The organism is Nocardiopsis sp. CC223A, assembly GCF_030766825.1.
Classification (GTDB): domain Bacteria; phylum Actinomycetota; class Actinomycetes; order Streptosporangiales; family Streptosporangiaceae; genus Nocardiopsis.
Genome location: NZ_JASFDV010000017.1, coordinates 53,065 through 66,151 on the forward strand (window position 1 = coordinate 53,065; position 13,087 = coordinate 66,151).

Annotated in this window: 14 protein-coding genes and 1 pseudogene; 8 read left to right on the forward strand and 7 right to left on the reverse strand. The window is 73.8% G+C overall.

What is annotated here, in order from left to right:
- Positions 1-269 precede the first annotated feature (269 nt).
- On the reverse strand, positions 270-485 hold the full coding sequence (locus tag QJS33_RS09450; RefSeq protein WP_306367508.1) for an SHOCT domain-containing protein: 216 nt from the start codon (positions 483-485) through the stop codon (positions 270-272).
- 153 nt (positions 486-638) lie between these two features.
- Between QJS33_RS09450 and pabB the strand changes: the two genes are divergently transcribed.
- The 4 genes from pabB to QJS33_RS09470 are packed head-to-tail and all read left to right on the forward strand — an operon-like array spanning position 639 to position 5,602.
- Positions 639-2,633, forward strand: a complete 1,995-nt coding sequence (pabB, locus tag QJS33_RS09455; protein ID WP_306367509.1) for an aminodeoxychorismate synthase component I — start codon at positions 639-641, stop codon at positions 2,631-2,633.
- Positions 2,634-2,686: 53 nt separating this feature from the next.
- A complete protein-coding gene (locus QJS33_RS09460; protein WP_306367510.1) occupies positions 2,687-3,298 on the forward strand; it encodes a DUF4291 domain-containing protein in 612 nt (203 codons plus the stop codon).
- Complete coding sequence (locus tag QJS33_RS09465) at positions 3,295-4,050, forward strand: MBL fold metallo-hydrolase (RefSeq protein ID WP_306367511.1); 756 nt, start codon at positions 3,295-3,297, stop codon at positions 4,048-4,050. Before QJS33_RS09460 ends, QJS33_RS09465 begins: the two co-directional genes overlap by 4 nt.
- 46 nt (positions 4,051-4,096) lie before the next feature.
- On the forward strand, positions 4,097-5,602 hold the full coding sequence (locus QJS33_RS09470; protein WP_306367512.1) for an amidase: 1,506 nt from the start codon (positions 4,097-4,099) through the stop codon (positions 5,600-5,602).
- Positions 5,603-5,652: 50 nt separating this feature from the next.
- Here QJS33_RS09470 and QJS33_RS09475 read toward each other — a convergent pair whose 3' ends face one another.
- Positions 5,653-6,606, reverse strand: coding sequence for an NADP-dependent oxidoreductase (locus QJS33_RS09475; protein WP_306367513.1), 954 nt, complete (start codon positions 6,604-6,606; stop codon positions 5,653-5,655).
- A 70-nt stretch (positions 6,607-6,676) separates the two neighbouring features.
- Here QJS33_RS09475 and QJS33_RS09480 point away from each other — a divergent pair, with 70 nt between their 5' ends.
- The 4 genes and pseudogenes from QJS33_RS09480 to QJS33_RS09495 all read left to right on the forward strand — a co-directional run.
- Complete coding sequence (locus QJS33_RS09480; protein ID WP_306367514.1) at positions 6,677-7,636, forward strand: GlxA family transcriptional regulator; 960 nt, start codon at positions 6,677-6,679, stop codon at positions 7,634-7,636.
- A 131-nt stretch (positions 7,637-7,767) separates the two neighbouring features.
- Positions 7,768-8,430 carry an NADPH-dependent F420 reductase gene (locus QJS33_RS09485; protein WP_306367515.1) on the forward strand — a complete coding sequence of 221 codons (663 nt, stop codon included), beginning with the start codon at positions 7,768-7,770 and terminating at the stop codon, positions 8,428-8,430.
- Between the two features lie 59 nt (positions 8,431-8,489).
- Complete coding sequence (locus tag QJS33_RS09490) at positions 8,490-8,960, forward strand: MarR family winged helix-turn-helix transcriptional regulator (RefSeq protein ID WP_306367516.1); 471 nt, start codon at positions 8,490-8,492, stop codon at positions 8,958-8,960.
- Positions 8,961-8,984: 24 nt separating this feature from the next.
- Positions 8,985-9,194 (forward strand): annotated as a pseudogene (locus tag QJS33_RS09495) (GNAT family N-acetyltransferase); the annotation flags it as partial.
- A 120-nt stretch (positions 9,195-9,314) separates the two neighbouring features.
- Here QJS33_RS09495 and QJS33_RS09500 read toward each other — a convergent pair.
- From QJS33_RS09500 to QJS33_RS09520, 5 genes are all read right to left on the reverse strand, one after another.
- Complete coding sequence (locus QJS33_RS09500; RefSeq protein WP_306367517.1) at positions 9,315-10,013, reverse strand: hypothetical protein; 699 nt, start codon at positions 10,011-10,013, stop codon at positions 9,315-9,317.
- 650 nt (positions 10,014-10,663) lie between these two features.
- Entirely contained in the window at positions 10,664-10,867 is a 204-nt protein-coding gene (locus QJS33_RS09505; RefSeq protein ID WP_306367518.1) for a hypothetical protein, read from the reverse strand.
- A gap of 37 nt (positions 10,868-10,904) precedes the next feature.
- Positions 10,905-11,027, reverse strand: a complete 123-nt coding sequence (locus QJS33_RS09510) for a hypothetical protein (RefSeq protein ID WP_306367519.1) — start codon at positions 11,025-11,027, stop codon at positions 10,905-10,907.
- Between the two features lie 40 nt (positions 11,028-11,067).
- Positions 11,068-11,721 (reverse strand): flavin reductase family protein, encoded by a 654-nt coding sequence (locus tag QJS33_RS09515; RefSeq protein WP_306367520.1) that lies wholly within the window; start codon positions 11,719-11,721, stop codon positions 11,068-11,070.
- A 128-nt stretch (positions 11,722-11,849) separates the two neighbouring features.
- On the reverse strand, positions 11,850-13,001 hold the full coding sequence (locus tag QJS33_RS09520) for a winged helix DNA-binding domain-containing protein (protein ID WP_306367521.1): 1,152 nt from the start codon (positions 12,999-13,001) through the stop codon (positions 11,850-11,852).
- Between the last annotated feature and the right edge of the window lie 86 nt (positions 13,002-13,087).

The window sequence follows — 13,087 nt, forward strand, 5'->3', positions numbered from 1 at the left end:
CGGGGCCGACAGGAGAAGGTGAGAGGGTCCCGTTGGGGGACGGCTCGTGCACCGAGGTTCCATCCACGCGGTTCCACCGACGGCCCGGGGCCGTGGCGGGCGACCGGCCAAGGGCCGTGCCGCGTGATGATCGCGAACCTCAGATGCGCAACGTCCACCTCATTCGTAGACAACAGGACGGCCGTCACTGTACACGCTCCACCGCCTGCCGCCAACGGCCGAACCCACACCCGTCCCGGGAATTCCCGCGCGGGGCGGGGCACGGGCGCTCACTCCAGGTCGATCTTGCGCTGGAGGTACTCCTCGCGGCCGATCTCCCCGCGCGCGTATCTCAGCCGCAGCTCCTCCTGGGCCCGGTCCACCCGGGGGCGCTCCCGGTCGGGGGCGGCCCTCTCGGCGCGCCCCGAGGCCGAGACGGTGACCACGAGGTACACGCCCAGCACCACCAGGACCAGGATCACGACCGTGACGAAGAAACCGGTCACCGCGAACTCCCTTCTGTGAGGGGGAGGCCCTCACCTTCCTGTGTACCCGGGCCGCCCCGCCCGCACCAGGGCCCGCCGCCACCTGTGGAGAACCCCGGACCCGGGCGGGCGCCGTATCCTGGAATGTCGCCATCCACATCAAGAAGGGGCGGGATGCGCGTTCTGCTCGTGGACAACCACGACTCCTACACCTACAACCTCTTCCAGCTGATCGCCGAGGTCGCCGGGACCGAGCCCGTCGTGCTCACCAACGACGACCCCGCCTGGGACGGGTTCGACTTCGCCGACCTGGACGCCGTCGTCGTCTCGCCCGGCCCGGGCCGCCCCCAGCACCCCCGCGACCTGGGCCGCGTCCCCGAACTGCTGGCCGCCACACCCCTGCCGGTGCTGGGGGTGTGCCTGGGCCACCAGGCCATCGCCCACCTGGCCGGGGCCGCCGTCCAGTCCGCCCCCCAGCCCCGGCACGGCCACCTCACCCGCGTCCGCCACACCGGCACCGGCCTGTTCGCGGGCATCCCCCAGGACTTCACCGCCGTGCGCTACCACTCACTGGCCGTCCCCGAACCCCTGCCCGCCCCGGTGGCCGCCACCGCCTGGGCCGAGGACGGCGTGGTCATGGCCCTGGAACACCGCGACCTGCCCCGCTGGGGGGTGCAGTTCCACCCCGAGTCGATCGCGGGGGAGCACGGCGCCGCCCTCATCGGCAACTTCCTGGACCTGGCCCGCCCCCACCGCCCGGCCGCGGCCCCGCCGGTGCGCACCGGGCCGCCCGCGGTCACCGCCCCCGCCCCGCGCACCCGCGTCCTGGAGGCCGCGGTGGACACCGAGGCGGCCTTCGCCCGCCTGTACGGCGAGGCCGAGTACGCGTTCTGGCTGGACAGCTCCCGCCCCCAGGGCCCGGCCCGGTTCTCGTTCCTGGGCGCGGCCACCGGCGAGGTCCTCACCTACCGGGTGGGCGGCCCCGTCCGCATCCAGAACCCCGACGGCACCACCGCCACCGAGCCCGGCACCGTGTTCGACGCCCTGGAACGCCGCCGGCGGCCGCGCACCCCGACCCCGCTGCCCTTCGAGTTCACCGGCGGGTACGTGGGCTACTTCGGCTACGAACTCAAGGCCGACTGCGGCGGCACCGCCGCCCACACCGCCGCCACCCCCGACGCGGTGTGGCTGCGCTGCGACCGGTTCATCGCCGTGGACCACCACCAGGGGCGCACCCACCTGGTCTGCGCCGACGACGGCCCCGACGGCGACACCTGGCTGGCGGCCACCGCCGCCGCCCTGGCCGACCTGCCCCCGCTGCCCGACCCGGCCCCGGCATCGGACCCCGTGAACCCCGCCGACCTGCTGGAACGCCCCCGCCAGGGCTACGTCAACGACATCAAGGAATGCCTGGGCCAACTGGCGGCGGGGGAGAGCTACGAGATCTGCCTGACCAACCGCCTGCACGCCCCCGCCACCGGCACCGACCTGGACTTCTACCGCCGTCTGCGGGCCGCGTCCCCGGCACCCTACGCCGCCCTGCTGCGCCTGGGCGGGATGAGCGTGCTCAGCGCCTCACCCGAACGCTTCCTGCGGGTGACCGGCGACGGCGAGGCCGAGAGCCGCCCCATCAAGGGCACCGCCCCCCGCCACCCCGACCCGGCCGCCGACGCCCGCCTGGCCGAGGAACTGCGCACCGGCGCCAAGACCCGCGCCGAGAACCTCATGATCGTCGACCTGCTCCGCAACGACCTGGGCCGGGTGTGCGAGGTCGGCACGGTCCGGGTGCCCGCGTTCATGTACACCGAGTCCTACGCCACCGTCCACCAACTGGTCTCCACCGTCCGCGGACGGCTGCGCGCCGACGTGTCGGCGGTGGGCGCGGTCCGCGCCTGCTTCCCCGGGGGGTCGATGACCGGCGCCCCCAAACTGCGCACCATGGAGATCATCGACACCCTGGAGGGGTCGGCGCGCGGCGTCTACTCCGGCGCCCTGGGATACCTGTCGGACACCGGCGCCGCCGACCTGAGCATCGTCATCCGCACCGCCGTCCGCCGGGGCGGGGAGCTGACCATCGGCGCGGGCGGCGCCATCGTGCTGGACTCGGACCCCGAGGACGAGTACGAGGAGATGCTCCTCAAGGCCGCCGTCCCCCTGCGCGGCCGCTGACCGCCGCGAAATCGTGTTGCGCGCCCGGGACGGATGCGGCCAGGGTGAGCACCGTGAACACCGAGATCCCCCGCCACCGGATCCGCGCCCGGTACACCGATACCACGGTGACCGTCTACCAGGCCTACTCCCCGCGCCTGGGGCTGCCCGCCGCCCGCGACGGCCGCTTCCCCGCCGAGTGGAAGCGCGGCCGCATGACGTGGATCAAGCCCTCGTTCCTGTGGATGATGTACCGGTGCGGGTGGGCCCGCAAGGAGGGCCAGGAGACGGTGCTGGCGGTGGAGATCACCCGCGAGGGCTTCGAGTGGGCCCTGCGCCACGCCTGCCTGTCCCACTACAAGGCCACGGTGCACGCCGACCGCGACGCCTGGAAACGCGCCCTGGCGGCGGCCCCCGCCCGGGTGCAGTGGGACCCCGAACGCGACCTGCACCTGAGGCCCCTGGACCACCGCTCCCTCCAACTGGGCCTGGCGGGCGAGGCCTCCACCCGCTACGCCGACGAGTGGATCGTCTCCATCACCGATGCCACCCCCACCGCCCACCGCATCCACGACCTGGTACGCGGCGGCGAGGAGGAGGCGGCCGCGGCGCTGCTGCCCGCCGAGCGCCCCTACCCAGAGGCGCCCGGCCTGCTGGACCACCTGCGCCCCGGAGCCATGGCATGACGATGACGGTGACCGTGCTGGGCACGGCCGCGCCCGCCCCGCTGCCCGGCCGCCCCTGCTCGGGGTACCTGCTGCGGGCGGGGGAGCGGTCGGTGTGGGTGGACGCCGGGTTCGGAACCCTGGCGGCGCTGCGCGCCCACGCCGACCCGGCGGCCCTGGACGCGGTGTGGATCTCCCACCTGCACGCCGACCACTGCGCCGACCTGGCCGCGGCGTTCTACGCGCTGCGCTACGGCGGCCTGGACCCGGCGGGGCCGATCCCGGTCTACGCCCCCGCAGGGCTGGCACAGCGGCTGGCGGGGTTCTTCGGCCGCCCCGACACCGCGTTCCTCCAGGGCACGTTCACCTTCCACGACCTGCACGAGGGCCACCGGGTGCACCTGGGCGACCTGGTGCTGACGGCGCACGCGGTGGTGCACGACGTGGAGGCCTACGCACTGCGCGCCTCCCACGCCGGGCGCACCCTGGCCTACAGCGGCGACAGCGCCCCGGGCCCGGGACTGGTGGCCGCCGCCCGCGCCGCCGACCTGTTCCTGTGCGAGGCCGACCACGACGCCCCGCCGCCGGGGCGGGAGCGGGCGCACCTGACCCCGGAGGAGGCCGCCGCCGCGGCCGCCGAGGCCGGCGCGGCCCGCCTGCTCCTGACCCACACCGGCCCCTCCCTGACTCCCGGACGGGCCGCGGCCCGCGCCACCGCCGCCCTGGGCCGCCCGGTCGCCCACGCCCGGGAGGGCCGGACCTGGCAGGTGTGACCGCACAGAACTAGAACACGTTCCACGACGGTGTTAGGTTCCGTGCATGCGAGTCGACGAATACCTGCAACACGATGCCGTGGGCCTGGCCGAGCTCATCGCCACGGGCCAGACGAGCGCCCCCGACGTGCTGGAAGCCGCGATCAACCGCGCCGAACAGGTCGAACCCCGCCTCAACAGCCTCGTCCTGACGATGTACGACGAGGCCCGCCGCCGGGCCGCCCACCCGCCGCAGGGCCCCCTGGCCGGGGTGCCCTTCCTGCTCAAAGACCTCTTCCAGGACTACGCCGGATTCCCCACCTCCGCCGGGAACCGCGCCCTGCGCCGCGTGCCCGCCACCGCACACGCCGAGATCGTCCGCCGCTGGCTGGACGCCGGGCTGGTCCCCTTCGCCAAGACCAACGTGCCCGAGTTCGGGGCCAAGGGCATCACCGAATCCCGCGAGTTCGGACCCGCCCGCAACCCCTGGAACACCGCCCACACCCCCGGCGGGTCCTCCGGAGGCTCGGCCGCGGCCGTCGCCGCCGGCGTCGTGCCCGCCGCGGGCGGCAACGACGGCGGCGGCTCCATCCGCATCCCCGCCGCCTGCTGCGGCCTGTTCGGCCTCAAACCCGGCCGCGGCCGGGTCCCCTTCGGCCCCGCCTCGGGCGAACCCATGCACGGCGCCGCCGTCAACGGCGTCCTGACCCGCACCGTCCGCGACAGCGCCCTGCTCCTGGACGTCATGGCCGGACCCGAACCCACCTCCCCCTACCCCATCGCCCCGCCCGAACGCCCCTACACCGCCGAGGTCGGCCGCGACGCGGGCAGACTGCGCATCGGCTTCACCGACCGCTCACCACTGGGCACCCGCGTCCACCACGAGGCGGTACGCGCCGTCCGCGACGCCGCCGCCCTCCTGGAGGCACTGGGCCACGACGTGTCCGAGGCCGAACCCGCCATCGACGGCCGCACCCTGACCGAGGACTTCCTCACCCTCTGGTACGGATCCATGGCCGCCCTGGTCGACGGCATCAAGGCCGACACCGGCTGCACCGACGACGACTTCGAACCCGACACCCTCATCCTGGCCGCCATGGGCCGGGCCCGCAGCGCGGGCGACTACGTACGCGGCCACGACCGCTGGAACACCCACACCCTGGCACTGGCCGACTTCCACTCCCGCTACGACCTGCTGCTGACCCCCACCATCGCCGGTCCGCCGGTGACCATCGGCCGCCTGGACCCGCCGGCCTGGCTGCGCAGCGCCGAACGCCTCCTGGTACGCACCCGCACCGAATGGCTGGTGACCCGCACCGACCTGGTCACCACCGAGGTCATGAACAACCTGGCCGCGACCCCGTTCACCCTCCTGGCCAACCTCACCGGCACCCCCGCCATGTCGGTGCCCCTGCACTGGACCGACGCCGGACTGCCGCTGGGCGTGCAGTTCATCGCCCCGGCCGCGGGGGAGGGGCTGCTGCTGCGCCTGGCCGCCCAACTGGAACAGGCCCGCCCCTGGGCCCACCGCCGCCCCGGCGGCGTGCCCTTCCCCGAACCCGCCACCGCCTGACCGGCACACGAGAGGGGCCGCCCCCGCACGAGGGGCGGCCCCGCCGCCGGTCAGACCTCCAGCACCAACTTGCCGGTCACATGACCGGTATCGCCCAGCGCGTGCGCCCGCGCCGCCTGCGCGAGCGGGAACACCTCCTGCACGTGCGCCCGCAGCAGGCCCCGCTCCACCAGGTCGGCCACCGCGGCCATCCCCGCGTGATCGGCCTCCACCAACAGACCCGCCACCCGCACCCCCAGCTCCTCGGCCCGGGCCCGCTGCCCGGGGACCACCGGCAGGATCGACACCGCGATCCCGCCCGGCCGCAACACCCCCAGCGACCGGTCCAGCACCTCACCGGCGAACGGGTCCAGCACCACGTCCACGTCGCGCACCACCTCGGCGAAGTCCACCTCCCGGTAGTCCACCACCTCGTCGGCCCCCAACTCCTTGAGCAGACCGTGCTTGGCGGCACTGGCCGTACCGATCACATGCGCCCCGCGCGCCTTGGCGATCTGCACCGCCACATGCCCCACCCCGCCCGCGGCCGCGTGCACCAGCACCCGCTGCCCGGGCCGCACGTCGGCGGTGTCCACCAGGGCCTGCCAGGCGGTCAACGACACCAGCGGCAACGCCCCCGCCCGGACGTGGTCGATCCCGGCGGGCTTGCGCGCGAACGCCCGCGCCGGCCCCACCGCGTACTCGGCGTGCGAGCCGACCCCGTACGGGTACGGCAGCATCCCGAACACCTCATCGCCCGGCTCGAACAGGGTGACCCCGAAACCGACCTCCTCCACCACACCGGCCACGTCCCAGCCCAGCACCAGCGGCAACCGGTCCAGGAACCCGGCGTGCGCCCGGTGCTTCCAGTCGGTGGGGTTGACCCCCGCGGCGCGCACCCGCACCAGGATCTGACTCGGCCCGGGCGCCGGCCGGGGCAGGCGCACCTCCCGCAGCACCTCGGGGCCGCCGTAGGCGTCCTGGGAGATCGCCCGCATCATCGCTTCATCGCTCGTGTGACTCATGGGAACCAGCCTGCTCACGTCCGGGCCGACGCACAATGGCATGATCGCCATCTTTCGATACGATCGTGCCATGAGCGCCGAACCCCGCCCGCACCGCGTCGCCGTCCTGGCCCTGGACGGCGTCTACCCCTTCGAACTGGGCATCCCCGCCCGGGTGTTCGGCTCCGCCGACGGCCGCTACCTGGTGCACACCTGCGCCCTGGACGGCCCCTCGGTGCGCACCAACGCCGACTTCTCCGTCACCGTCGACCACGGACCCGAACTCCTGGCCCGGGCCGACACCGTCGTCATCCCCCCGTTCGACACCGAACGCATCACCCGCACCCCCTCACCCGCACTGCACGCGGCCCTGACCACCCTGCGCCCGAACACCCGCCTGGTGTCCATCTGCACCGCCGCCTTCGTCCTGGCCGCCACCGGACTGCTGGACGGACGCCCCGCCACCACCCACTGGGCGCTCACCGACATCTTCCGCGCCTGGTACCCCCGCGTGGACCTGGACCCCGACGTACTGTTCGTCGACGACGGCGACCTGCTCACCTCCGCCGGAGCCGCCTCCGGCGTGGACGTGTGCCTGCACCTGGTACGCCGCGACCACGGCAGCGAGGTCGCCAACCACGTCGCCCGCATGTGCGTCGTCCCACCCTGGCGCGACGGCGGCCAGGCCCAGTACATCGAGCACCCGGTACCCGCCCCCGACCGCACCGGCACCGCCACCACCCGCCAATGGGCCCTGGAACACCTGGACACACCCCTGTCCCTGGCACGCCTGGCCGCGCACGCACGCATGAGCCGCCGCACCTTCGTACGACGCTTCACCGAGGAGGTCGGCACCAGCCCGGGCCGCTGGCTCACCGCCCAACGCGTGGAACGCGCCCGCCACCTGCTGGAGACCACCGACCTGACCGTCGACGAAGTCGCCTCCCGGGTCGGGTTCGCCACCGGAGCCTCACTGCGCCAGCACCTGCGCACCGCCCTGGGCGTCTCCCCGGCGGCCTACCGGCGCACCTTCCGCCGCACCGCGAGCTGACCTCCCCACTATTCCCGTCGGAACCATAGGATCTCCGATACCGGACACCGAAAATCCTCATTGGTCATCCCACGGGCACGGCCCTAACGTCGAAGACACCACAACGCCACAACAAGCGAGGAGACGGTCCCATGCGGATCGGCATCATCGGAGCGGGCAACATCGGCGGCAACCTCACCCGCGGACTCACCTCCCTGGGCCACGAAGTGCGGATCGCCAACTCACGCGGCCCCCACACCCTGGCCGACCTGGCCGCCGAGACCGGCGCCACCCCGACCACCGCCGCCGAGGCGGCACACGGCGCCCAGGTCGTCGTGGTCACCATCCCGCTCAAGAACATCCCCGACCTGCCCGAGGACCTGCTCGCCGAAGCCGCCGAAGACGTCGTCGTCATCGACACCAACAACTACTACCCGCGCGAACGCGACGGCCGCATCCCCGCCATCGAGGACGACGAGATCACCGAGAGCCGCTGGGTACAGCACCACCTCGGCCACCCGGTCGTCAAGGTCTTCAACGGCACCTACGCCTCGGACCTGCTGGAGCGGCCGCGCCCGGCCGGAGACCCCGCGCGCATCGCCGTTCCGGTGGCCGGCGACGACGAGGCCGCCAAGAAGACCGTGCGCGACCTGGTCGACGCACTGGGCTTCGACACCGTCGACGCCGGGGGCATCGACGACTCCTGGAAGCAGCAACCCGGCACCCCCGTGTACGGGCTGCGCGGCTCGGCGGAGGAGGTCAGGGCGGCACTGGCCGCCGCCTCGCCCGAGCGACCCGCGAACTTCCGCGGCTGACCCACGGGCCGGGCGACACCGCCCGGCCCCTCCCCGGGCAGGCCGCTACCATGGCCGCCATGAGCACCACCGACCCAGCCCCGGCCGACGTCCGCGATTTCGGACACGAACTGGGCGTGCTGGTGCGCGGCTACCATGCCGCCGTCGACGAGGCCATCGGCGACCTGCCGCACGGGCCGCGCGGCTACCGGATCCTGTCCGCGGCGGTGGACGGCGAACCCCTCAGCCAGCTGGCCCTGGCCACCCGGCTGGGCATCGACCGCACCGTGATGACCTACGTCGTCGACGACCTGACCGCGGCGGACCTGGTGGAGCGCCGCCCCAACCCGCGCGACCGCCGCCAACGGCACATCGTCGCCACCGACCACGGCACCCGCACCCTGCGGGAACTGCGCACACGGGTGGTGACCGCCGAAGAGCCGCTGCTGGCCGGACTGGAACCGGGGGAGCGGCAGGTGTTCCGGGAACTGCTGCACCGCGTGGCCGCGGGACTGGAACCGGTGACGGGCGACACCGACGGCCCCTGCTGACGGCCGCCGCCGGACCCCGCCGCCCGCGGACTGGGCCTGGGCACCCTCCTGGTCGAGCAGTGCCTGGACTTCGCCCGCCGGTCCGGCTTCACGCAGATGACCCTGTGGACCAACAGCGTCCTGACCTCCGCCCGCCGCATCTACCAGGCCCACGGATTCGCCCTCACCGACCAGGAACCCCACCACTCCTTCGGCACCGACCTCGTCGGCCAGAACTGGTCACGCACCCTGTGACGGCGCCCGCCGCCCGGACGGCGGACACCGCAAGGAGGGAACGGCCGGACCTCGACGACCCGGTGCGGCCACGCAGCGCCCGCGACCACTCCTGCCTCGCCAAGATCCACACCCGCCCCCTCAGAACAGCCCCCACTCACCCCGCACCCGGTCGTACACGGCCCGTACCCCCGGCTCCCGCACCTGAGGAAGCCGCGCCAACACATCCAAGAACACCTCCCGGTCCGGCCGCGACCGCCGACAAGAGAGCATCTCCACCGACACCTCCCCGCGCAGCACCTCCTCGGGCACCCGACCCGACACCACCGCCAACTCCGGCCCGCCCGGCAACGCCAGATGCGCCCAGGCCCCCGCGGCCAGCGGAACCACCGGAACCGACCCGCTCGGCCGCCACACCGCACCCGACCGCGGATGCACCGGGACCACCAGCACATCCGCATCCGGCTCGCCGACCCCCGGCCCGGCCAGCGCCACCCGCAGCCGCGAGGCCCCGACCGGGAACAGCGCCTCCCACGCAGCGGAGAACAGCACGGACAACGGCCCCTCCCACACCATCCGCACACCCGCGGCGACCGCCACCAGACGCGCCAGCGCCACCCCCGCCGCCGCCTCCCACACACCTTCGTACGCAACAGCCCTGTTCCACAGCTCCAGCGGCCGCTCCGGCCAGGGCCCACCGGGCGCTTTCTCCCACCGGGCCGCCGCCAGCGCCTCCTCCCACCCAGGACACTCCGAGTCCCCGCCCACACGCCTCACCGCGTCCGCCTCCAGACGCACCGACTGCCACAGCGAACAGTCATCGATCCGCGCCCCCACCATCCGGCCGCACCTCGTGCACGCCAGATTCGGCCCGGAGGATCCGTCCAGCCCACAGCAGTACCCCACGCACCGCTCCGGAACCAGCACCGTCCCGCGCACATCACCCGGAGCCAGCACCACCGCACCCGCCGCACCGAGCGACACCCTGTACACGGGAGCGAACACCCCGAGTGCGGCCGCCCCCGCCTCACCCACCTCATCCCACGGCCGCCACGGCGGACCCCACCGGGCCGGGTCCACCGCATAGGTCCCAGGCTCCATCAGCACCGGCATCAGCACACCGTTGCCCCACTGCCGGTGCGCATGGTCGGGCAACACCACCCGCTCCACCGGCGCACTCAGCGTCGCCCCGCACCCCGCGCACACGAACACCACCAGCGAACCCCCACTCGTGCCGCACCCGGCGGGGGAGAGCCCCCGCCCCTCTGTCGGACCGATACGGCCGATCCTGTCAGGGTCGGACACCGGCCGGACCGCCTGCACCGTCCCGTTGGCCACATCCGGCTCCGCCGCGCTGAGCACCAGGCCCCGCGCGTCAGGGCAGACCCCGCCCGGACGCCCGTTCATCCATGCCGAACGCGGCACCGGCGGGGGAGCACCGCACACCGAACGGCCCCGGAACACCCGTTCCGGGGCCGAGCCGCCGCGACTCAGTCGGACCTCACGTCCAGAGCGACCACACGATGACCGTAGACGAGCAGCGTCATGCAGTAGCCGAGCCCGCTCATACGCCGCACGAACGGATCGGAATGGTCGGGGCGGGGCCGGGCGAGAATGTCCGGGGCGTCGGCGGCCGCCAGAGCGAGCAGGGCCTCACCCGCACGGATGCGCGCCCGGAGCGGCAGACCGGCCATCTGATCGCGGACCGCGCCGGACAGGGTGATGTCCGCTTCACGCGGCGTCGGAGGCCCGGACGGTGACGCCCTCCGGCGGCAGGTCGGCGTGCGTGCGCTCCAGAGCGCGCCGAACGACGGCGTCCAGGTCGGGCGCGGTGTCGGGAGCACGGTTCTGCACGGGCCCTCCAAGGTCATCCGGCGCTCACGAGGCGAACGTATCAAGACGCGGGGGAGAGGGCCGTCTCCGAACGATGTGAGTGCCCCAGCTCGCCCCCGAGCCCGAAATAGTGGCGGAAGCTGTAGACCAGCGGCCGCCACCGCACGGGATCGACGTGGTGCGTGCCGGGCACCACCACGCGCTCCTGTGCGTGGACGCGCACCACCTCGGCCTCGACCACGACGTGGCCACCGGAATCGTCCGGTCGCACCCGGCGGGCCCTCGCCTCCAACTGCAACGGGCATTCGGCCACACGCGGCGGACCCACCAGGTCCGCCTCCTGAGCGGTCAGACCCGCCGCACCGAACTTGTCCGCCTCGAAACGGCACCCCGGCGGCTTCCCCCCGGGAACGGGGTACCGCCCGGTCAGCGGCGCCAACCGCTCCACGTGCCCCCACAGGTCCTCCGAAGGCAGGTTCACCACCAGCTCCGGGCGTTCCCCCAGGTTGCGGGCCGTCTGGCCGGTGGCCCCCAAGCCCAGGACCACCGTCATACCCAGGGCCCACACCGAGGAGATGGGGGCCAGGTTGGGTGTCCCGTCGTCGTTGAGGGTGGAGATCAGGGCCACCGGGGTGCCGAAATAGAGGATGCTCGGTTCGATCCGCAGGTGGTCACGGGAGTCGGTCGGCGCGTACACGTGTTCGTTGGAGGTCATGGTCAATGACCCTAGGCAGGGGACACTTCGGCAGACGACGAAGTGTGCCGGCACGAACCACCCGGGCGGGTGCCGGACGACCGACACCCCGCCGGGCCGGGGGCCCGGGGGAGAGGAGACCCCACCGTTCAGGCGTGCGGCCCCACCGTGACGGCACCGAAGGTCAACCGCGGCACCGCCTCCAGGACCTCACCGATCCGCTCCACCCGCTCGGCCAACGCCTCGCGCCGGGCCGCCGAGAGCGGAACCAGCGCCTCCACCGTCACATCCAACCGGCGCCCCGAACGCCGCTGGTGCCACACGCCCGCGGCCACCCCGTCCAGGTACAGCACCGGGTGGTTGCCCGCCTGGCCCGCCGCCAGCACCCGCTGCCGGGCCGCACCGGGAAAGACGATCTCGCGGGGCTGCGCTCCGACCGTGTAGGCATCGAAATAGGGGAGGAGCAGTACCTCCGGAACCGGCCCCGGAGCCGCCCCGGCGTCCCCCGCCACCCGGTAGGCGACCGTCCCCTCCACCTCCACCGGCTCGATCCGCCCCTCCAACGACGCGAACAGCCCGACCGCCCACCGCTTGGGGGCCGCCAGCCACTGGGCGAAGTGCTGCGGCGTCGCCGGGCCGTACGCCCGCAGGTAGGACGACACCACATGTTCCAGAGCCGTGTGGGCCTCCGCCGGAGCGAAGCCCGGCAGCCACCGGCGCGGACTCGTGTAGGTCACCTTGCGCTCCCGCATCGGCCCGAAGCACAGCGCGCCCCGGTTGGCCAGGGTCTGCGTCGCGGCCCGCCAGCGCGGCCACTTGTCCTGGAAGGCGTCCACGACCCGGTCCGCCGCCCAGGAACCCGCGTGCGCGGCCAGCGCCTCGGTGAGCTCGTCGACGGTCAGCTCCCGGTCGGCGAGGATCTCGGCGACGGCGGGCACGAGTTCCCCGACCTGCTCCGGCGTGAGCAGGCCATGATGGGCGGCCCTGGGGTTGCCCGCGCGTTCCGCGGCGGCCAGCGCCGCGGTCCACAGGGGGAGTTCGCGGGCGGGCAGCAGGTGCACGGTCCCGCGCGGCCCGAAGGTCTTGATCAGCTCGTGCGTGTCCCACAGCGCGGACCGCACGTGGGTGCGGTCCGCGCCTCGGAGACGCAGTCCCACCGACAGCTCGGCCGCCGACATCACCTGGGCGTGGGCGCCGCACATCGCCGAGACGGCGTCGGCGGCGTTGCCACCGGGAGCGGCGAGCCCGTGCCGCCACAGGCGTCGCGCGGTCATGTCCTGCCAAGTGGTGGGGGCGCCCATCGTGCTCCTCGGGGGTGGCTCCGTGTCCGGTGCCTCACTCTAGGAACAGTGGAGGTCGGGATCTGTCCTCCATGCGAAAGCGGGGA

Bases quoted from the DNA above. Each gene is read 5' to 3' on its own strand.
- pabB (WP_306367509.1), top strand. From the start codon at position 639: ATGCGCGTTCTGCTCGTGGACAACCACGACTCCTACACCTACAACCTC.
- QJS33_RS09465 (WP_306367511.1), top strand. From the start codon at position 3,295: ATGACGATGACGGTGACCGTGCTGGGCACGGCCGCGCCCGCCCCGCTG.
- QJS33_RS09470 (WP_306367512.1), top strand. From the start codon at position 4,097: ATGCGAGTCGACGAATACCTGCAACACGATGCCGTGGGCCTGGCCGAG.
- QJS33_RS09475 (WP_306367513.1), bottom strand. From the start codon at position 6,606: ATGAGTCACACGAGCGATGAAGCGATGATGCGGGCGATCTCCCAGGAC.
- QJS33_RS09480 (WP_306367514.1), top strand. From the start codon at position 6,677: ATGAGCGCCGAACCCCGCCCGCACCGCGTCGCCGTCCTGGCCCTGGAC.
- QJS33_RS09485 (WP_306367515.1), top strand. From the start codon at position 7,768: ATGCGGATCGGCATCATCGGAGCGGGCAACATCGGCGGCAACCTCACC.
- QJS33_RS09490 (WP_306367516.1), top strand. From the start codon at position 8,490: ATGAGCACCACCGACCCAGCCCCGGCCGACGTCCGCGATTTCGGACAC.
- QJS33_RS09500 (WP_306367517.1), bottom strand. From the start codon at position 10,013: ATGGTGGGGGCGCGGATCGATGACTGTTCGCTGTGGCAGTCGGTGCGT.
- QJS33_RS09505 (WP_306367518.1), bottom strand. From the start codon at position 10,867: ATGGCCGGTCTGCCGCTCCGGGCGCGCATCCGTGCGGGTGAGGCCCTG.
- QJS33_RS09515 (WP_306367520.1), bottom strand. From the start codon at position 11,721: ATGACCTCCAACGAACACGTGTACGCGCCGACCGACTCCCGTGACCAC.
- QJS33_RS09520 (WP_306367521.1), bottom strand. From the start codon at position 13,001: ATGGGCGCCCCCACCACTTGGCAGGACATGACCGCGCGACGCCTGTGG.